This window comes from Kitasatospora sp. NPDC057692 (assembly GCF_042799475.1).
Classification (GTDB): Bacteria; Actinomycetota; Actinomycetes; order Streptomycetales; family Streptomycetaceae; genus Kitasatospora.
Map to the genome: position 1 here is coordinate 140,680 of NZ_JBHVIV010000009.1, position 19,778 is coordinate 160,457.

General features: G+C 73.0%; 13 protein-coding genes. 4 read left to right on the forward strand and 9 right to left on the reverse strand.

The annotated features are described in order from the left end of the window. Positions 1 to 53: 53 nt before the first annotated feature. Positions 54 to 707, reverse strand: coding sequence for a TetR/AcrR family transcriptional regulator (locus tag ACFVFS_RS08335; protein WP_380621480.1), 654 nt, complete (start codon positions 705 to 707; stop codon positions 54 to 56). A gap of 362 nt (positions 708 to 1,069) precedes the next feature. Here ACFVFS_RS08335 and ACFVFS_RS08340 point away from each other — a divergent pair, with 362 nt between their 5' ends. From ACFVFS_RS08340 to ACFVFS_RS08355, 4 genes are all read left to right on the forward strand, one after another. After that, complete coding sequence (locus tag ACFVFS_RS08340; protein ID WP_380621482.1) at positions 1,070 to 2,074, forward strand: tetratricopeptide repeat protein; 1,005 nt, start codon at positions 1,070 to 1,072, stop codon at positions 2,072 to 2,074. 602 nt (positions 2,075 to 2,676) lie between these two features. Next, positions 2,677 to 3,339, forward strand: coding sequence for a DUF6230 family protein (locus tag ACFVFS_RS08345; protein WP_380621484.1), 663 nt, complete (start codon positions 2,677 to 2,679; stop codon positions 3,337 to 3,339). A 121-nt stretch (positions 3,340 to 3,460) separates the two neighbouring features. Next, entirely contained in the window at positions 3,461 to 4,054 is a 594-nt protein-coding gene (locus ACFVFS_RS08350; RefSeq protein WP_380621486.1) for a DUF6114 domain-containing protein, read from the forward strand. Further along, positions 4,051 to 5,424, forward strand: coding sequence for a hypothetical protein (locus tag ACFVFS_RS08355; protein WP_380621488.1), 1,374 nt, complete (start codon positions 4,051 to 4,053; stop codon positions 5,422 to 5,424). The genes ACFVFS_RS08350 and ACFVFS_RS08355 overlap by 4 nt, the downstream gene beginning before the upstream one ends. Before the next feature lie 75 nt (positions 5,425 to 5,499). On the opposite strand, the gene pyk is transcribed toward ACFVFS_RS08355, so the two are convergent. The 8 genes from pyk to ACFVFS_RS08395 all read right to left on the reverse strand — a co-directional run bounded on the left by pyk (position 5,500) and on the right by ACFVFS_RS08395 (position 19,085). Next, complete coding sequence (pyk, locus tag ACFVFS_RS08360) at positions 5,500 to 6,927, reverse strand: pyruvate kinase (RefSeq protein WP_380621490.1); 1,428 nt, start codon at positions 6,925 to 6,927, stop codon at positions 5,500 to 5,502. 93 nt (positions 6,928 to 7,020) lie between these two features. Then, a complete protein-coding gene (locus ACFVFS_RS08365) occupies positions 7,021 to 8,253 on the reverse strand; it encodes an acetate kinase (protein WP_380621492.1) in 1,233 nt (410 codons plus the stop codon). Beyond that, complete coding sequence (gene pta, locus ACFVFS_RS08370; RefSeq protein ID WP_380621494.1) at positions 8,250 to 10,397, reverse strand: phosphate acetyltransferase; 2,148 nt, start codon at positions 10,395 to 10,397, stop codon at positions 8,250 to 8,252. The genes ACFVFS_RS08365 and pta overlap by 4 nt, the downstream gene beginning before the upstream one ends. Positions 10,398 to 10,522: 125 nt before the next feature. Beyond that, the gene (locus ACFVFS_RS08375) at positions 10,523 to 11,197 is read right to left on the reverse strand and encodes a hypothetical protein (protein ID WP_380621496.1); all 675 of its coding nucleotides are present in this window, start codon (positions 11,195 to 11,197) and stop codon (positions 10,523 to 10,525) included. Between the two features lie 49 nt (positions 11,198 to 11,246). Next, on the reverse strand, positions 11,247 to 13,634 hold the full coding sequence (glgB, locus tag ACFVFS_RS08380) for a 1,4-alpha-glucan branching protein GlgB (RefSeq protein ID WP_380621498.1): 2,388 nt from the start codon (positions 13,632 to 13,634) through the stop codon (positions 11,247 to 11,249). A gap of 42 nt (positions 13,635 to 13,676) precedes the next feature. Further along, positions 13,677 to 15,167, reverse strand: a complete 1,491-nt coding sequence (locus ACFVFS_RS08385) for a phosphotransferase (protein WP_380621499.1) — start codon at positions 15,165 to 15,167, stop codon at positions 13,677 to 13,679. A 241-nt stretch (positions 15,168 to 15,408) separates the two neighbouring features. Beyond that, positions 15,409 to 17,133 carry a maltose alpha-D-glucosyltransferase gene (gene treS / locus ACFVFS_RS08390; protein ID WP_380621501.1) on the reverse strand — a complete coding sequence of 575 codons (1,725 nt, stop codon included), beginning with the start codon at positions 17,131 to 17,133 and terminating at the stop codon, positions 15,409 to 15,411. After that, entirely contained in the window at positions 17,130 to 19,085 is a 1,956-nt protein-coding gene (locus ACFVFS_RS08395; protein WP_380621527.1) for an alpha-1,4-glucan--maltose-1-phosphate maltosyltransferase, read from the reverse strand. The genes treS and ACFVFS_RS08395 overlap by 4 nt, the downstream gene beginning before the upstream one ends. Positions 19,086 to 19,778 lie beyond the last annotated feature (693 nt).

Below are 19,778 nucleotides of genomic sequence, written 5' to 3' on the forward strand. Positions count from 1 at the left end.
GACGAAGGCCACCCGGCACCCCTCCGCGGGTGCCGGGTGGCCTTCGCGCGCGCTCAGCCGGCCGGCGGGAGCGGGAAGGGGCCGAGCAGCAGGCCGGTGAAGCGCCGGGTCCACTCGGCGGTGATCGGCTCGCCGCTGACCAGCACCCGGTGCTCGACCGTCCCGGCGATGGTGTCGAAGATGATGTCGACCTCCTCGCGCGCGGTCGCCTCGTCGCCGTCCGGCGCCAGCTCGCCGCGCGCCTGGGCGGCCGCGCGGCCCTGCCGGACCAGCCGCTTCTGCGGGTCGACGATCGACTCCCGGATCCGCCGGCGCAGCTGCCGGTCGCGGGTGCCCTCGGCGAACAGGGCGAGCAGCGCCGCCTGGGTCTCCGGGCGGGCCAGCAGATCGGCGAACTGGGCCACCACCGCCTCGATGTCGGCCTGCAGGCTGCCCAGGTCCGGCATCACCAGCTCGTCGAAGAGGCTGGCGACGGCGTCCACCACCAGCTCGTTCTTGGACGGCCAGCGGCGGTACAGGGTGGTCTTGGCCACACCCGCCCGGGTCGCCACATGGCCCATGGTGAGCCCGCCCCAGCCGAGTTCGGCGAGGGCCTCGCGGGTGGCGTCCAGGATGGCGCGGTCGGCGGCGGCGCTGCGCGGGCGGCCCTTGGCCCGGGTGGCGGCGGTTTCCGGGCGCTCCGGGACGGGTGGCTGGGGGGCCGGCACCGGGCCTCCTTGCGATTTACCGGTAAGTAACTTGGGTGGGACCGGTAACGGTAGCGACTCCCCATGTCCAGGTCAGCCGGGCGGTCCGGGAAAGTGGCCCACCTCACGTCCGGCGGGGGCGGAGAGGGGTTGCGGCGGGTGCCCCGGCTCCAGTTACGCTACGACTCGTAGCGAAAGCGACGACCAGGCGCCGGGTCCCGTGGGACGGGAGCGGCGCGGGCGCGGGTGGGGATCCGCGCCGAACGGTTCAGGCTATCGGGGAGTGGCGCCGCCACCCCGGGAATCGGTACCGCGCAGCCCGCGCGGGGCGTTTTCCGGGAGGTTGGTGCCCACCAGCGGCGCGGGCGGGGGAGGATGGTGCCATGCAGCCACGGAATTCTCGTCTCAACAGTGCCGCCCTGCGTGGTGCGGTCGACCTCGCCGCGGTGAAGGCAGCCGGCGAGGCTGCCCAGAAGGCCGAGCAGGCCAGGGCCGAGCGGGCCCGCCAGGCGGCCGCCGGGGAGGCGGCCGGGGGCGATCCGGTCGGGACCGGTTACCCGCTCGTCGTCGACGTCACCGAGGACACCTTCGAGGTCGAGGTCGTCCAGCGGTCCACCGAGGTGCCGGTGGTCGTCGACTTCTGGGCCGAGTGGTGCGGGCCCTGCAAGCAGCTCAGCCCGATCCTGGAGCGCCTGGCCGAGGAGTACGCCGGCCGGATCGTGCTCGCCAAGATCGACGTCGACGCCAACCAGCTGATCGCCCAGCAGTTCGGCATCCAGGGCATCCCGGCCGTGATGGCCGTGGTGGCCGGCCAGCTGGTCCCGCTGTTCCAGGGCGCCGAGAACGAGGCCAACGTCCGCAAGGTGCTGGACCAGCTGATCCTGGTCGCCGAGCAGCGCTTCGGCATCGTCGGCACCGGCGGCACCGGCGGTGCGCCCGCCGAGGGCGCGGAGGCCGACGCCCCGCGCCGGCCGGAGGACCCGGCGCTGGCCGCGGCCCACGACGCGCTCGACCGGGGCGACCTGGGCGGTGCGATCCAGGCGTACCGGAACGTGCTCACCGAGCAGCCGGGCAACACCGAGGCCAGGATCGGCCTGGCCCAGGCCCAGCTGCTGCAGCGGATCGAGGGGCTCGACCTGCAGTCCGTCCGGGCGGCCGCCGCGGCCGACCCGAAGGACGTCGGGGCCCAGCTGAGGGCGGCCGACCTGGACCTGGTCGGCGGGCACGTCGAGGACGCCTTCGGCCGGCTGGTGTCGACCGTCGGCAGGACCTTCGGAGAGGACCGCGACGCGGCCCGGCTTCGGCTGCTGGAGCTGTTCGAGGTGATCGGCCCCGAGGACCCGCGGGTCACCGCGGCGCGCCAGGCGCTGGCCCGGGTGCTGTTCTGAAGTCCCGTTGACGGCACGGCGGATGACCTGCGGTGCCGCTGGTGATTTGGCGACAATCCGGTCATCGTCTCTGAGGTTTACCAAATCTTGACAACACCCGTGGACGGTCACGACATGTGACCGTCCACGGGTGTTTCGCTGATGTTTCCGAGGGATTTCGCCCTCACCACTCCTCCATTCCATGACGCTGCGTGTCCGGGCCGCCGATTTCATGATCATTCGGGTCCGTGTGGGATTACCCGTCAGTAATGGAACCTCTTGTGCTTCGCCCGGGATTCGAGCAGCATCGGCACGCCCGGTCCCCACACTTCGACCCCCGCCGGCAGCCGGTCGGCGGACCCGGAGGAGGGGATCCCCACCGGGCGGCCGGCGGTCCCGCCGCCGGCGAGAGGGCAGGGGGGTATCCGCGGTCCCACGGCGGTTCCTGTCCTTCGCACGGCCGCGCTGCCCGCGCGGTCGCTGGTTGTCGCTCGGGGGGATCGCCGGTGTTGACACGGCGCTCTCCGCTACCGAGGACGTAGCTCTCTCCCATCCCAGGCCCCCATCGGTGCGGGACTCGCCACCGGGGAGCCGGAGATGTACGTCCCAGAAGGAGGACACGCATGTCCAAGACCTACGGCAAGACCCGCTGGAAGCGCTTCGCCCTGGTGATGGTGCCGAGCCTCGCGGCCACCGCCGCCGTCGGCGTCGGCCTGGCGAACAGCGCGCTCGCCGCCTCGTTCAGCATCTCCGGCCAGCAGTTCAAGGTCAGTGCCAAGGAGCTGCACGGCACGAAGTTCGCCCAGTTCGGCTCGATCGACGTCCAGACCGACAAGACGACCCGCCCGGTCGCGGTCTCGGCCTTCGACACCGCCCGGATCAGGGGCCTGTGCCAGTCGCTGGTCACCGACCCGAACGTCGTCCCGCTGCCCTTCAAGCTCCCGAAGATCACCCTCCGCCTGGAGGCCGGTGACAGCGAGCAGAAGGAGCGCCAGGTCGAGGCCGCCAACCTGCTGATCGACCTCGACTCCCTTGAGGCCGACGCCGAGTTCGGCAACATCAACATCGGCCAGGACGCCTCCACCCTCGACGGCACCGCCACCAAGAACTGGAAGTCCGCGCTCGGCTCCGGCCTGCCCAGCGGCAAGACCGGCTTCGCGCAGGCCGCCGAAACCGCCGACCTGTACGGCGCGAAGCAGACCGTGTGGGCGACCTCGGCGGGCACCTTCAAGCTCAAGGGCCTGAAGCTCAACCTCTTCACCGACGAGGGTCACGAGTGCTTCTGAGCCGGTTCCCCGGCTGACCGCCTGACGGCGGGTCGGGGGCCGGGGGCGGCGGCCGCACGGGCCGCCGTCCCCGGACTCCCCCTTTCCGTTTCACCTCGTCACACCTTCGAGGAGCTGCTCCGTGTCCAGCACCCTTGCCGAGCCGCGGCCCGCCGAACGCGAGAACCCCCTCCGGTGGGTACGCCGGGCGTTCCGTGACTTCCGCCGCTCCCGGCCGTTCTACGGCGGGCTGCTGGCCCTCTTCGCCGGCGTCCCGATCATGTACTTCCCGTACGCCAACCTGTCGTTGAACGGTATGACGATCGCCATGGCCACCACGGCCGGCGCGGGCTCGCTGATCATCGGGGTGCTGCTGATCGTGCTCGGGCTGACCGCCTGGTTCCAGCCGGTCGTCCGGGTCTTCGCGGGCATCGCCACCACGCTGCTCACCCTGGTCTCGATCCCGGTCTCCAACCTGGGCGGCTTCGGCCTGTCGATCCTGCCGGGCCTGATCGGGGGCGGTCTGATGATCGCCTGGGCGCCGATGCCGCCCGCCGAGGAGCTCGCGGCGGCCGGGGCGAGCGCCGCCGGGACCGCCGCCGTCGCGGAGAGGGCCGCCGCCCCGGAGGAGCCGGTCACCACGACCGCCCCCGAGGAGCCCGCTCCCGAGGCGCCGGCCGCCACCGGGGGCACCGTCCCGGCGCAGCAGTCCGGAGAGCCCGAGGAGGTCCGGTGAGCGGGCCGCGCGAGGAGCTTCCGCAGACCGCGGCGCAGCGCTCGCCCCGGCACGCGGTGCCCCGTACGCCCGTGCGGCTCCGGCTGCGCGGCCGGGCGCTGGCGATGGCCGCCGTGCCGACCGCGCTGCTGATGGCGGCCGCCTACACGCCGAACCCGGCGATCGCCGAGCCCACCGCCGGAAAGCCGTGCGCCACCGCTCCGGACACCGTGCCGCAGGCGCCGGTGGTGGCCGAGACGCCGGTGCCCAGGAGCGAGCTGCCGCCGCCGCTCCCCGGTCCGTCCGTGCCGCTGCCCGGGGCCCCGGCCACCGGGACGCCCGCCCCGACGGGCGCGGCGGGCGCCGCCCCGACGACCGCGCCGGAACCGGCCGCGACCACCGCCACTGACACCGGCACCGGCACCGGCAAGGCGAACGGCGGGGTCGTCCAGGCCGGGCTCATCGACGACCTCGTCGGCGGCGTCACCAACCTGCTCCGGCCGGGCGCCACCGCCACCGCGCCCCCGTCCGCCGGGATGCCCGCCGCCGCTCCGACGACCGCCGGTGCCGCTCCGGCCGCCGAGCCGACGGGCCCGCCGGCCACCGCGGTGCCCACGCCCTCGGCCACCCCGGGAACCCCGGCGCCGACCGCTTCGGCCACGCCCACCGCCCCGACGGCCACCCCGACCGCGCCGGCCACCCCGACCGCGTCGACGAGCCCGAAGCCGTCCGGCACCGCGTCCGGGTCGGCCAAGCCGTCCGCCGCCGCCAAGCCGACCGCCGCCGCCAAGCCGACTGCCTCCGGCAGCCCCTCGGCCACCCCGTCGAAGGACCCGAACTGCCTGGTCGACGCCAAGGCGCTCGCCCCGGGCGGCAAGCCGGCCGACAACCCGATCCTGGTGCCGGACCAGAACTGGACCCTGCAGACCACCCGGCTCGCGCTGAACCACGCGGTGCTGCTCGGCGTGGTCAACGTGCAGACCCCCACCGGCACCAAGCGGGTGCTGAAGTTCGAGGTGGAGACCGTCGACATCGAGAACCTGCACATGTCGACGCTGGAGGGCAACGGCAGGACCTTCCACGTGAAGGGCGCCCCGGGCTCCGTCTCGACCATGCGCAAGGGCCCGATCACCATGTACGTGGAGCGGCTCTCCGGCCACCTTTCCAAGGTGCTGGGCCTGCCGGTCCCGATCGACCTGGGCGAGCTGACCCTCACCCCGGACGGCCCGCTGCCGCAGTGGCTGTACGACCTGATCGGCCGGCTGGAGCTGCCGCTGTGGATCGAGCTGACCGGGGTGACCGCGATCCAGTCGGGCCAGTTCGGCGGCACCCTGAGGATCCCCGGCATGCAGCTGTTCAACGACGACCAGCCCTACCCCGGGAACGCCTGATCCCGGGCCCCCGACGCCCGTGGGGCGGCCCCTCCCGTCCGGAGGGACCGCCCCACGGGCGTGTTCCGCGCCGCCCTACGCGGTGCGGGTGCCCAGGTGGTGCACCTGGACCATGTTGGTGTTGCCGGGGATGCCGGGCGGGGAGCCGGCGGTGACGATCACGGTGTCGCCCTCGCCCAGCTCGCTGATGCGCAGCAGCTCGCGGTCGACCTGCGCGACCATCTCGTCGGTGGTCTCCACCTGCTCGGTCACGTGCGCCTCGACGCCCCAGCTCAGCGAGAGCTGGTTGCGGGTGGCGTGGTCCGGCGTGAAGGCGATCACCGGGATCGGCGAGCGGTAGCGGGAGAGCCGGCGCGCGGTGTCACCGGACTTGGTGAACGCGACCAGCGCCTTGCCGTTCAGGAAGTCGCCCAGCTCGCACGCGGCGCGGGCGATCGAGCCGCCCTGGGTGCGCGGCTTGCGGCCCGGGTTGAGCGGCTGGAGGCCCTGGGAGAGCAGCTCCTCCTCGGCCTTCTCGCAGATCCGGCTCATCGTGCGGACGGTCTCGACCGGGTACTTGCCGACGCTGGACTCCGCGGACAGCATGACCGCGTCGGTGCCGTCCAGGATGGCGTTGGCGACGTCGGAGACCTCGGCGCGGGTCGGGCGCGAGGCGTGGATCATCGACTCCATCATCTGGGTGGCGACGATGACCGGCTTGGCGTTCCGGCGGGCCAGGGTGATCAGCTGCTTCTGGACCAGCGGCACCTTCTCCAGCGGGTACTCGACGGCCAGGTCGCCGCGGGCCACCATGATCGCGTCGAAGGCGAGGACGATCTCCTCCATCGCCTCGACGGCCTGCGGCTTCTCGATCTTGGCGATGACCGGCACCCGGATGCCGACCTCGTCCATGACCGCGTGGACGTCCTTGATGTCCGCGGCGTTGCGGACGAAGGACAGCGCGACCATGTCGACGCCCAGGCGCAGGGCGAAGCGCAGGTCGTCCTTGTCCTTCTCGGACAGCGCGGGCACGTTGACGGCCGCGCCGGGGAGGTTGATGCCCTTGTTGTTCGAGAGCACGCCGCCCTCGACGACCACGGTCCGCACCCGCGGGCCGTCGACGCTGACGACCTCCAGGGCGATGACGCCGTCGTTGATCAGGACCGGGTCGCCGGGCTTCACGTCGCCCGGCAGGCCCTTGTAGGTGGTGCCGCAGATGTGCTGGTCACCGGGGACGTCCTCGGTGGTGATGGTGAACTCGTCGCCGTTGTCGACGGTCACCGGGCCGTTGGCGAAGGTCGCCAGACGGATCTTGGGGCCCTGGAGGTCGGCCAGAACGCCGATGGTCTTGCCGGTGTCCTCCGAGACCTGGCGGACCTTGCGGTACCGCTCCTCGTGCTCCGGGTGGGAGCCGTGGCTCATGTTCAGTCGGGCGACGTTCATGCCCGCTTCGACGATGGCCTTGAGCTGTTCGTAGGAGTCCGTCGCGGGACCCAGGGTGCAGACAATTTTCGCTCGGCGCATATCGATCAGTCTATCCGTTCGTGTTATTGGTGCATTCGGCGCGAATGGAGAGGAATCGCCGACCGGGAGTCCGCGGAACGAGACGACGGGGGGTCAGTTTTCGGACGACCGGTGCACCAGGGCGAAGGCCTGCCGGGCGATCTCCAGCTCCTCGTCGGTGGGGACGACGGCGACCGCCACCCGGGCGCTGCCCCCGGAGGGGAGCAGGGCGGGGGAGATGATCCTCGGCTCGCGCGAGCGTACCGAGTTGAGCTCCGGGTCGACGGCGATGCCGAGCTCCTCCAGTCCGGCCGTGGCGGCCGCCCGCACCGGCGCCGCGTTCTCCCCGACGCCCGCGGTGAAGGCGATCGCGTCCACCCGGCCGAGCACCGCGTAGTACCCGCCGATGTACTTGCGCAGCCGGTGGACGTACGCGTCGAAGGCCAGCTTCGCGTCGGCGTCGCCTTCGTCGGCGCGGCGCATGATCTCGCGCATGTCGTTGTCGCCGCACAGGCCCAGCAGGCCGCTGCGGCGGTTGAGCAGGTCGTCGATGCCGTCGATCGACAGCCCGCCCACCCGGTGCAGGTGGAAGACCACGCCCGCGTCGATGTCACCCGAACGAGTGCCCATCACCAGACCCTCCAGCGGGGTCAGGCCCATCGAGGTGTCGACGCAGCGCCCGCCGCTCACCGCCGAGGCGGAGGCGCCGTTGCCCAGGTGCAGCACGATCACGTTGACCTCGGCCGGGTCCTTGCCGAGCAGCCGCGCGGTGGCCCGCGAGACGTACTGGTGCGAGGTGCCGTGGAAGCCGTAGCGGCGCACCCGGTGCTCGTCGGCCACCGCCCTGTCGATCGCGTACCGGGCGGCGTGCTCGGGCATCGAGGCGTGGAAGGCGGTGTCGAAGACGGCCACCTGCGGCAGGTCGGGCCGCAGCGTGCGGGCCACCTCGATGCCGGTGATGTTGGCCGGATTGTGCAGCGGCGCCACCGGGATCAGCCGGCGGATCTCCTGGAGCACCTCGTCGGTGATCACGGTCGGCTCGGTGAACCGCAGCCCGCCGTGCACCACCCGGTGGCCGATCGCGGCCAGCTCGGGCGAGTCCAGCCCCAGGCCGTCGGCGGCCAGCTCGTCGGAGACCGCCTTGAGGGCCGCGCCGTGGTCGGGGAAGGCCTGCACGGCCTCGCGCTCCGCGCCGCCGCGCGGGGTGTGCACCAGCCGGCCGCCGGCCTCGCCGATCCGCTCGACCAGGCCGGAGGCCAGGCGGTCGCCGTCCAGCATGTCGATCAGCTGGTACTTCACCGACGAGGAGCCGGCGTTCAGTACCAGGACCCGCGTGCCCGCGCTCATGCCGTGCCCCCTTCACCGCGCGGCTCGGACCCGCGCTCCTGCGACTGGATGGCGGTGATCGCCACCGTGTTGACGATGTCCTGCACCAGCGCGCCGCGCGACAGGTCGTTGACCGGCTTGCGCAGCCCTTGGAGGACCGGTCCGACGGCGACCGCGCCGGCCGAGCGCTGGACCGCCTTGTAGGTGTTGTTGCCGGTGTTGAGGTCCGGGAAGATCAGCACGGTCGCCCGGCCCGCCACCGTCGAGCCCGGCAGCTTGGTCGCCGCGACGTGCGCGTCCACCGCGGCGTCGTACTGGATCGGCCCCTCGACCAGGATGTCCGGGCGCAGCTCGCGCACCAGCTCGGTGGCCTTGCGGACCTTGTCGACGTCCGCGCCGGAGCCCGAGGTGCCGGTCGAGTAGGAGAGCATCGCGACCCGCGGCTCGACGCCGAACTGGGCGGCGGTGGCGGCCGACTGGATGGCGATGTCGGCCAGCTGCTGGGCGTCCGGATCGGGGTTGACCGCGCAGTCGCCGTACACCAGCACCTTGTCCGCCAGGCACATGAAGAAGACGCTGGAGACGATGGACGCGCCCGGCGAGGTCTTGATCACCTCGAAGGCGGGCCGGATGGTGGCGGCGGTGGAGTGCACCGCGCCGGAGACCATGCCGTCGGCGATGCCCTCCTGGACCATCAGGGTGCCGAAGTAGGAGACGTCGGTGACCACGTCCAGGGCCAGCTCGACGGTCATGCCCTTGTGCGCCCGCAGCCTCGTGTAGAGCTCGGCGAACTGGCGGCGCAGCGGGCTGGTGGCAGGGTCGACGATCCGCACCTGGGCGCGGTCGGCGCCGGTCGCCTCGGCCGGCAGGTCGATGCCCAGGGCCGCGGCCCGGCGGCGGACGGCGTCGGTCTCGCCGAGCAGCGTGAGGTCGCAGATGTTGCGGCGCAGCAGGATCTCGGCGGCGCGCAGCACCCGCTCCTCGGTGCCCTCCGGCAGCACGACGTGCCGACGGGCCGCCCGGGCCCGCTCCAGCAGCTCGTGCTCGAACATCATCGGGGTCACCCGCTCGGACCGGCCGACCTCGATCAGCTTGGTCAACTCGTCGGTGTCCACGTGCAGTTCGAACAGGCCGAGGGCGATCTCGGCCTTCCGGGGGCTGGCCGCCGAGAGCCTGCCCTCCAGGTGGGTCAGTGCGGCGGCGGTGAACCAGCTGCCCTCCGGGACGACCGCGACGGGCGTGCCGGGGGCGAGCCGGGCGGCCAGGGACATCACGTTCGGGCCGGGGTGCTGGCCGAGGGTGAGCAGCACGCCGGCGATCGGCGGGGCGCCGGCGGCGTGCGCGGCCAGCGAGCCGATCACCAGGTCGGCGCGGTCCCCGGGGGTGACCACCAGCGCGCCCTCGGTCAGCGCGTCCAGGAAGGTCGGCAGCATGGCCCCGCCGAAGACGAAGCCGCGGACGTCCCGGGCCAGGCCGGCCGCGTCGCCGAGCAGCACCTCGGCGCCGGTCGCCTCGACCAGCTGGGCGACGGTCGGCGCGGCCAGCGCCGGCTCCTCGGGGATGACGTAGGCGGGGATCGGCAGCTTCTCGGTGAGCTTGCGCTGGACCGGCTGCTTGGCGGCCGGGGCGACCCGGTTGGCGATCACCGCCAGGGTCTCGCAGCCGAGGTCGGTGTAGGCGCGGTGGGCGTTGCGCACCTCGGCTGTCACCGCGTCGGCGTCCTCGCCGTGGCCGCCGATCACCGGCAGCACGGCGGCGCCGAACTCGTTGGCCAGCCGGGCGTTGAAGGCCAGCTCGTCGGGGATGTTGGTGTCGGCGAAGTCGGTGCCCAGCACCAGGACCGCCTGGCAGCGCCGCTCCAGCGCGTGGAACCGGTCCACCAGTACCGAGACCAGCTCGTCCTGCCCCTGCGCGGCCTGCAGTGCGGCGGCCTCCTCGTAGGTGAGGCCGTAGAGCTCGGCGGCCGGGAGGTCCAGCCGGTACCGGGCGCGGAGCAGCTCGACCACGTGGTCCGAGCCGGCCTCCCCCGGCGCCTGGGCGTGCACCAGGGGGCGGAACACCCCGACCCGGTCCACCCGGCGGGTGAGCAGCTCCATGACCCCGAGCTCCACCGCCTGCCGGCCGTCCCCGCGGCCGATCCCGGTCACGTACACGCTGCGCGCCACGCGGCTCTCTCCGTCCCGTCGTCTCAGGAAGTGGTCATATCGACCATACCTTCGCACCGTGAACGCCCGGCCGCGAGCAGAACGGCCCGGGGGTGGCAAGGGGCCGGAGGTCCCCCTGAGCCGCCTCACGGGAAGCGGTCGGGGCCGGTGAGCCGGACGGTCACCGCGGCCGGCTGCTCGGTGAGGAGGAGCTGGGTGATCCGCTTGTCCAGCAGCCAGCCGTGCCGGTGGACCAGGCTGCCGCCCGGGCCCGGGGTCCAGCCGTCGGCGGCCAGCCGGTCGCGGAGCCGACGGGCCGCCTCGGCGCCGGGCAGGCCCTCGGTGCTCACGACCACGAGGTCGCGGCGGCAGGCGTGCAGTCCGCAGCTGCGGTCGGGGCCGCTGTCCTGCTGGACGGCGAGGCCCGCCGGCAGCGACAGCTCGGAGCGCTCCGGGGAGAAGGGCTCGTGGACGGCGAGCTGGTAGAGCAGGCCGATCACCAGGCCGACCAGGGAGTGGGCGGCGATCACGATGGTCGCCCCGGCGGCCGGCTGGCCGGACCCCCGGGTGGGCCGGGGGCCGCACCGCCGCCGTTCGGCGAGGGTGCCCAGCAGCACCACCAGCCCGGCGGCGAGCGGATAGCCGGACTGCGACTCGGCGGTGGCCCGGCTGTGGAACCACCCGTACTCCAGTCCGACCGGGATCACCGCCAGTGCGGCCAGGACCGCGGCCACCACCACCCCGGCCGCCCGGGTGCGGGCCAGCGCGGCCCAACAGGCCAGTGGCAGCAGAACGTAGCCCCAGCCCAGCACCACTCCCACAGAAGGCCCCCCGCCCGCTGTCGACGTCTCAGGCGGGGAGCCTAGAACGTCACGCCGGGCGGAGCCAGATGGTCGCGAGCGGGGGCAGCACCAGCTCGGCGCTCCGCGGCAGGCCGTTCCAGGTGATCGCCTCGGCCTTCACCGGACGGGAGTTGGCCGTCCCGCTGCCACCGTACTCCGCGGCGTCGGTGTTGAGGGCCTCCTCCCAGAGCTGGTCGCGGCCGTCCAGCTCGGGCAGGCCGACCCGGTGGCCGTGCCGGACGACGGGGGAGAAGTTGCAGACGGCGACCAGCGGGGTGCCGTCGGCGGCGTACCGGACGAAGGAGAGCAGGTTGTCCTCGGCGGCGCCGCCGTCCAGCCAGCGGAAGCCGGCCGGGGAGGTGTCCTGCTCCCACAGCGCCGGGGTGTCGAGGTAGCGCCGGTTGAGGTCGCCGACCAGCCGGCGCACGCCCGCGTGCTCCTCGTGGGCCGGCCACTGCTCGTCGAGCACCCACCACTGCGGGCCCTGCTCGTGGTGCCACTCCGACCCCTGGGCGAACTCCTGGCCCATGAAGAGCAGTTGCTTGCCGGGATGGGCCCACATGAAGCCGAGGTAGGCGCGGTGGTTGGCGCGCTGCTGCCACCAGTCGCCGGGCATCTTGGCGACCAGGGCCTGCTTGCCGTGCACCACCTCGTCGTGCGAGATCGGCAGGATGTAGTTCTCCGAGTACGCGTACACCATCGAGAAGGTCATCTCGTTGTGGTGGTACTTGCGGTGCACCGGGTCCTTGCCCATGTAGACCAGGGAGTCGTGCATCCAGCCCATGTTCCACTTGAGGCCGAAGCCGAGGCCGCCCTGGTCGGTGGGCCGGGTGACGCCGTCCCAGGCGGTGGACTCCTCGGCGACGGTGATCACGCCGGGGCAGCGCCGGTAGACGGTGGCGTTCATCTCCTGCAGGAAGGCCGCCGCGTCGAGGTTCTCCCGCCCGCCGTACCGGTTGGGGGTCCAGTTGCCGCTGTCGCGCGAGTAGTCGAGGTAGAGCATCGAGGCCACGGCGTCCACCCGCAGGCCGTCGACGTGGAACTCCTCGCACCAGTAGACCGCGTTGGCGACCAGGAAGTTGCGCACCTCGGTCCGGCCGTAGTCGAACTCCAGGGTGCCCCAGTCCGGGTGTTCGGCGCGCAGCGGGTCGGCCGGCTCGTACAGCGGCTCGCCGTCGAAGCGGGCGAGCGCGAAGTCGTCCTTGGGGAAGTGCGCGGGCACCCAGTCGACGATCACGCCGATGCCGTGCTGGTGCAGGGTGTCGACCAGGAAGCGGAAGTCGTCCGGACTGCCGAGCCGGGAGGTGGGCGCGTAGTAGCCGGACACCTGGTAGCCCCAGGAGCCGCCGAACGGATGCTCCATGACCGGCATGAACTCCACGTGGGTGAAGTTCAACTCCTTCAGGTACCCCGGGAGTTCGGCGGCGATGGCGCGATAGGTGGTGAGGTCGGGGCGCCAGGACGGCAGATGCAGCTCGTACACCGACATCGGGGCGCGGTGGTGCGCCGTGCGCGCCCGGCGGGCCAGCCACTCGCCGTCCTGCCAGCGGTGCGTCGAGGCGGTGACGACCGAGGCGGTGCCGGGCGGGACCTGCGCGGCGCGGGCCAGCGGGTCGGCCTTGTCCAGGACCCAGCCCTGCCGGGTGTGGATCTCGTACTTGTACTGGGCGCCCTCGCCGAGGTCGGGGACGAACAGCTCCCAGACGCCGGAGGAGCCCAGCGAGCGCATCGGGTGGCCGGTGCCGTCCCAGTGGTTGAAGTCGCCGATCAGCCGCACCCCGGCGGCGTTCGGCGCCCAGACGGCGAACGCGGTGCCGCGCACCCCGTCCACGGTGCGCAGGTGCGAGCCGAGGGCCCGCCAGAGCTGCTCGTGCCGGCCCTCGGAGATCAGGTGCAGGTCGAGCTCGCCGAGGGTGGGCGGGGTGCGGTAGCCGTCGTGCTGCCGGATCGGTTCGCCGCCCGGGTAGCTGACCAGCAGCCGGTAGTCCGGCGCCTGCGGGGCGGCGAGCAGGCCGGTGAACAGCCCGCCCTGCTGGTGGGTGAGCTCGACCGGGCCCTGTCCGGTCTCCACCACGACCCGCTCGGCGAAGGGGCGCAGCACCCGGATCGCGGTGCCGCCGTGCACGGGGTGGGCGCCGAGCAGGGCGTGCGGGTCGTGGTGCTGGCCGCCGACCAGCCGGTCCACCTCGCCGGGCGGCAGCGGCGCCTCGGGCAGCCGTAGCGCCCCGGCGGGCAGCGGGTCGGCGGGCACCGGCTCGCCGGAGGGTTCGTCGGCGGGTTCGTCGGAGGGTTCGGGGGCGGGCGCCGGCTCGGCCCGCCGGCCGGTCGCGGGCTCGCGCTTCGGGGAGTCCGGGCCGGCCAGGAAGGTGGCCGGCACGGAGCGGGTGGTGCGGCCTGGCGGGTCGAGCGGCGTCACGGCGGGGACCTCTCTTGGAGCGGGGCGGCGGAACGAGGGACGTCAGACGGTGAGCGCCAGCCGGTTGATCGCGGCCAGCGGGATCGGCAGCCAGCTCGGCCGGTGCCGGGCCTCGTACACCACCTCGTACACCGCCTTGTCGATCTCCAGCGCGCGCATCAGCTCCGGCGAGGCGGCCGGGTCGGTGCCGCCGCCCGCGGTGTAGCCGGCGCAGAAGGCGGTGCGGTTGCGCTGCGCCCAGGCGGCGGCCAGGTGCGCCAGCTCCGGGTCGGGCGGCCCGCCGGCCAGCAGGTGGGCGGCGGCGTAGTCGAAGGAGCGGAGCATCGCGGCGACGTCCCGCAGCGCGGTCTGCGGCTCGCGGCGTTCGGCGACCGACTTGGCGGGCTCGCCCTCGAAGTCCAGCAGCACCCAGCCGTGCGGGGTGCGCATCGCCTGGCCGAGGTGCAGGTCGCCGTGGATCCGCTGGACCGGCAGGCCGTCCGGGTGGGCGTCGGCCAGCTGCCGGAAGGCCGAGCGCAGCGCGCCCCGGTAGCGCATCAGTCCCGGGACGGCGGCGACCGCGCTGTCCAGCCGGTCCGCCATCGCGGTGGCCAGCTGCCGGGTCTGGGTGCGGTCCAGCCGGGCGACCGGCATCGAGCGGGCGAGCACCCGGTGCACCTCGGCGGTGGCCCGGCCGAGCCGGTGCGCCTCGATCGCGAAGTTGCCCGGCGACGGGTCGCCCTTCAGCCGGCCGACCTGGTCGAGGGCGAGCTCCCAGCCGTCCTCGGCCTCGGGGAGGTAGCGCTGCAGCAGCCCGAGGGTGGCCGGCTCGGCGCGCTCCAGACGGCTCTCGAACCAGGCGGCGACCCGGGGGATGCGGGTCGAGCCGGCCCGGGAGAGCGCGAGCGACAGTTCGAGGTCGGGGTTGGTGCCGGGGTGGACGCGGCGGAACAGCTTCAGGATGTACGAGGTGCCGTAGATGACCGAGCTGTTGGACTGCTCGGCGGTGGAGGCGCGGCCGGGCAGGTTGGTGGGGAGCCCGGAGCCGGGGGTGCGGCGGAAGGACAGCGAGCCGAACCGGTCGCCGGTGGCCAGGTGCTCCAGCAGCCGCCCGGTGAGCTCGGGGTCGTGCACCGCGTCGTAGAGCGCCGCACCGTCGTACGGGCCCTGGGTGAGCCGGCCGAGGACGGCGGAGGGCTCGATGCCGGTCGGGCCGGCCGAGCGGATGCCGAGCAGCAGCTGGTACAGGTCGCCGTGCGGAGCGCCGGCGGTCGCCGCGTGCTCGACCCGGAGCAGCAGGTGCAGCAGGGCGGGGTCGCCGACCTGCAGGGGAGTGCCGACCACCGGGGTGAGGCCGGTGATCGGCCGGCCCTTCCCGGCGTACCAGCGCTGGCTGGGGAGCCATTCGGCGATCAGCGGCAGCGCCGCCTGGACGAGTTCGCTGACCCCCAGGGCGGTCCTCCGGACCCCGGTGCCCCGCGGGGCGGCCGCCGCGGCGGGGCCGGCGGGGGCGTCACGGTGCAGGGGGGCTTGCGAACGGGAGGTTTCGGACATGACTCCCTTTCCCCGGAGGAGCTGGGCGGATCGCCCGACGGGTCTGGCCGGGTCCGTCAGTCTTCCGGATTGCGGCGGCGCGGCGGCGCGGCACGCGAGCGGTGGGCCCGGGTGTCACGCCTTCGTGTGGGTGGCCGTTGGGCTGTTCTCCGTACGCGGTGGTGCAGAGACGACCGGGGGCGCGGGGTGCGAACTCGCGCCCCCGGAGGCTTCGATGGGGCCTGCGGCAGGTGCCGGATCGTTACTTCGATCGCCTGGTTCCGCTCAGCCTGGGGGGCCGGCGGAGCTGGAACCAGTAGAAGCCGTGGCCGGCGAGGGTGAGCAGGTACGGCCACTCACCGATCGAGGGGAAGCGCACCCCGCCGATCAGCTCCACCGGGTACCGTCCGCCGTACTGCCTCAGGTCCAGTTCGGTCGGCTGCGCGAAGCGGGAGAAGTTGTTCACGCACATGACCAGGTCCCCCTCGTGCTCGCGCACGAAGGCCAGCACCGCGGGGTTGCTGGAGGGCAGTTCGGTGTAGGTGCCGAGGCCGAACGCCGGGTTGAGCTTGCGGATCTCGATCATGCGACGCGTCCAGTGCAGCAGCGAACTCGAACTGCTCTGCTGCGCCTCGACGTTGGTCACCTGATAGCCGTACACCGGATCCATGATGGGTGGCAGACTGAGCCTGCCCGGGTCGGCGGAGGAGAAACCCGCGTTGCGGTCCGGGGTCCACTGCATCGGGGTCCGGACGCCGTCCCGGTCGCCCAGCCAGATGTTGTCCCCCATGCCGATCTCGTCCCCGTAGTAGAGCACCGGGGAGCCGGGCAGGGAGAGCAGCAGGGCGGTGAAGAGCTCGACCTGGTTGCGGTCGTTCTCCAGCAGCGGGGAGAGCCGCCGGCGGATGCCCACGTTGGCGCGCATCCGCGGGTCCTTGGCGTACTCCGCGTACATGTAGTCGCGCTCCTCGTCGGTGACCATCTCCAGGGTCAGCTCGTCGTGGTTGCGCAGGAAGATGCCCCACTGGCAGCCGTGCGGGATGTTGGGCGTCTTGGCGAGGATCTCCGAGACGGGGTAGCGGGACTCCCGGCGGACCGCCATGAAGATCCGCGGCATCACCGGGAAGTGGAACGCCATGTGGCACTCGTCGCCGCCGGAGGCGAAGTCGCCGAAGTAGTCGACGACGTCCTCCGGCCACTGGTTGGCCTCGGCGAGCAGCACGGTGTCCGGGTAGTCGGCGTCGATCTCCTTGCGGACCCGCTGGAGGAACTCGTGCGTCTCCGGCAGGTTCTCGCAGTTGGTGCCCTCCCGGGCGAACAGGTACGGCACCGCGTCCAGCCGGAACCCGTCGATGCCGAGGTCGAGCCAGAACCGCAGGCCGGCGATCATCTCGTCCTGGACCCGCGGGTTGTCGTAGTTGAGGTCCGGCTGGTGGGAGAAGAACCGGTGCCAGAAGTACTGCTTGCGCACCGGGTCGTACGTCCAGTTGGAGGTCTCGGTGTCGACGAAGATGATCCGGGCGTCGGGGTACTGCTTGTCGTCGTCGGCCCACATGTAGAAGTCGCCGTACGGGCCGTCGGGATCCTCCCGGGAGGCCTGGAACCACGGGTGCTGGTCGCTCGTGTGGTTCATGACGAAGTCGATGATCACGCGCATGCCGCGGGCGTGCGCGGCGTCGACGAACTCCATGAAGTCCGCGAGGTCGCCGAACTCCGGCAGCACCGACTTGTAGTCGGACACGTCGTACCCGCCGTCGCGCAGCGGTGAGGAGAAGAACGGCGGCAGCCAGAGGCAGTCGACGCCGAGCCACTGCAGGTAGTCGAGTTTGGACGTGAGCCCCTTGAGGTCCCCGACCCCGTCGCCGTTGCTGTCCTGGAAGGACCGCACCAGCACCTCGTAGAAGACCGCACGCTTGAACCAGTCCGGGTCCAAGTTCTTCTTGGAGGTCTCGGGGAAGGTGTCGGGGACGGGCTCGTTCACTGTCACGCTGGGTTCCTCCGAACCGTGAGGAGGTGGGCCGGCTCGGCTGAGGGGTCGAGCCGGACGTAGTTGTGCCGGCCCCAGGTGTAGGCGGCACCGGTGAGCTCGTCGTGGACCGCGAAGGGCCCGTCCCCGTCCAGGGTGACGGTGGCCTCCTGGGCGTGGTGGGGATCCAGGTTGACCACGGTGATGAGGTGGTCGGTGAGGCCGTCGGGTGTCAGGGCGGTCTTGGAGTAGGCGAGCACCTGGTCGTTGTCGGTGGGGTGGAAGCGCAGCGAACGCAACTGCTGGAGGGCCGGGTGACGGCGGCGCAGCCGGTTCAGGACGGTGAGCAGCGGGGCGAGGGTGTCGGTGCGGCTCCAGTCCCGGGGGCGCAGTTCGTACTTCTCCGAGTGCAGGTACTCCTCGGATCCGGGGTGGGCCGGCTCGTTCTCGTAGAGCTCGAAGCCGGCGTACACGCCGTAGCTGGGGGAGAGGGTGGCGGCCAGCACGGCGCGGATCGCGAAGGCGGCCGGGCCGCCGTGCTGGAGGTAGGCGTGCAGGATGTCCGGGGTGTTGGCGAAGAGGTTGGGCCGCATGTGCGCGGCCGCCTCGCCGGTCAGCTCGGTGAGGTACTCGGTGAGTTCCGCCTTGCTGTTGCGCCAGGTGAAGTACGTGTACGACTGGTGGAATCCGATCTTCCCCAGGGTGTGCATCATCGCGGGGCGGGTGAAGGCCTCGGCGAGGAAGAGGACGTCCGGGTCGGTGCGGGCGATGTCGGCGAGCACCCGCTCCCAGAAGACCACCGGTTTGGTGTGCGGGTTGTCGACCCGGAAGATCCGTACGCCGTGCGCCATCCAGAACCGGAGGACCCGGACCGTCTCCTTGACGATTCCGTCCATGTCCTGGTCGAAGTTGATCGGATAAATATCCTGGTATTTTTTCGGGGGATTCTCGGCGTACGCGATGGTGCCGTCCGCGCGGTGGCTGAACCATTCCGGGTGCTTGTTCACCCAGGGGTGGTCCGGCGAGCACTGGAGCGCGAAGTCCAGCGCCACCTCCAGGTGCAGCGCGGCGGCCTCGGCGACGAAGTGGTCGAAGTCCTCGACGGTCCCGAGGTCCGGGTGGACGGCGTCGTGGCCCCCCTCCGGCGAGCCGATGGCCCACGGCGAGCCGACGTCGTGCGGACCGGCCGTCAGGGTGTTGTCCGGCCCCTTGCGGAAGGCTCGTCCGATCGGGTGGACCGGCGGCAGGTAGACCACGTCGAAGCCCATCGCGGCGATCGCCGGCAGCCGCTCGGCGGCGGTCCGCAGGGTGCCCGAGCGGGGCGGCTCCACCCCGGCCGGGTCGACCACGGCGCCCTCCGAACGGGGGAAGAACTCGTACCAGGAGCCGAACAGCGCCCGCTCCCGGTCCACCTGGAGCGGCGCCGGACGGGAGGCGCTCACCAGTTCGCGCAGCGGGAAGCGGCCGAGCAGCTCCTGCACCTCCGGGGCGAGCGCGGCGGCCAGCCGGGACAGCGGCGGGAGCCCCGGGTCGCGCAGCGCCTCGGCGGCCGCCAGCACCACCGCCCGGCCGTCCTTCTTCGGCACCCCGGCGGCGGCGCGCTCCAGCAGCTGGGCGCCCTCCTCCAGGACGAGCGCGGTGTCGATCCCGGCCGGCAGCTTGACCGCGGCGGCCTTGCGCCAGGTGGCCACCGGGTCCGACCAGGCCTCCACCAGGTACGACCAGCGCCCGGGGGCGGTCGGGGTGACGTGCGCGCCCCAGCGGTCGGTGCCCTCGGCCAGCTCGCGCATCGGCGTCCACGGGCCGCTGCGGCCGCGCGGGTCGCGCAGCACGACGTTGGCGGCGACCGCGTCGTGGCCCTCGCGGAACACGGTCGCGCAGACCAGGAAGGTCTCGCCGGCCACGGCCTTGGCCGGGCGGCGGCCGGCGTCTACGAGGGGGCTGACGTCCAGGACGGGGATGCGGCCGATCACGGTGTCGCTCTCTGTCGTCTTGCGGGCGGCGGGCTTGCGGGCGGCGGCGGGCTTGGCGCGGGCGCCCCCGGCGGTGGCGGGGCGCGCGGCGGCGGTCCGGGCCGGTGCGCCGCCCTCGGCCTTCGGGGCGGAGGGGGCGGCGGTGCTCGCGCTGCGGCGGGTGGTGGTGCGCTTGCGCGGGGCCTCGGCTCGGCTCGGCCCTGGAGCGGTCCGGCTCTCGTCGGCCCCGGGTTGCCGGGCCGGTTCGTCCGGTCGCTCCGTACGGATAGCCCCGGCGCCCCGGGGCCCCGGCATCGCCGCGTCTGTCCGAGTGTCAGAATCCATCCGTCCGGCGGATTCCGCGACCGCTGCGTCGAGGGTGTCGGCCACCGGTGTGGACTGGTCCCGCGTGTCGCCGTGCATGCCAAACTCCTGCCCGAGATCGGCGGTGGCTCCCGCGGGCCGGGGAGCGGCCAGGGGAGTACCGGGAGGACTGCTGGGTGGGGAGGACGTGCGACGGAAGCCTGCCCGCGCCGCCGTTCCGGGCAACCTGCCCCGCTCCCGCTCGGCCCGTGGCGGAGAGCCCGAGAGCCCGCGCGCGTTCCGGCGCACGCCTCTCCGGGCGCGCCTTCGGACGACCCAGCCCACCCGTGAACGAGCAGGGCCGGACCGAGGACACGCGGCGGTCCGCGATGGGCGCCGAATGGACCAATC

What these genes read in the sequence shown, in the direction of transcription:
- ACFVFS_RS08340 (WP_380621482.1), top strand. Translation starts at nt 1,070, where the DNA reads ATGCAGCCACGGAATTCTCGTCTCAACAGTGCCGCCCTGCGTGGTGCG.
- ACFVFS_RS08345 (WP_380621484.1), top strand. Translation starts at nt 2,677, where the DNA reads ATGTCCAAGACCTACGGCAAGACCCGCTGGAAGCGCTTCGCCCTGGTG.
- pyk (WP_380621490.1), bottom strand. Translation starts at nt 6,927, where the DNA reads ATGCGCCGAGCGAAAATTGTCTGCACCCTGGGTCCCGCGACGGACTCC.
- ACFVFS_RS08365 (WP_380621492.1), bottom strand. Translation starts at nt 8,253, where the DNA reads ATGAGCGCGGGCACGCGGGTCCTGGTACTGAACGCCGGCTCCTCGTCG.
- ACFVFS_RS08385 (WP_380621499.1), bottom strand. Translation starts at nt 15,167, where the DNA reads ATGTCCGAAACCTCCCGTTCGCAAGCCCCCCTGCACCGTGACGCCCCC.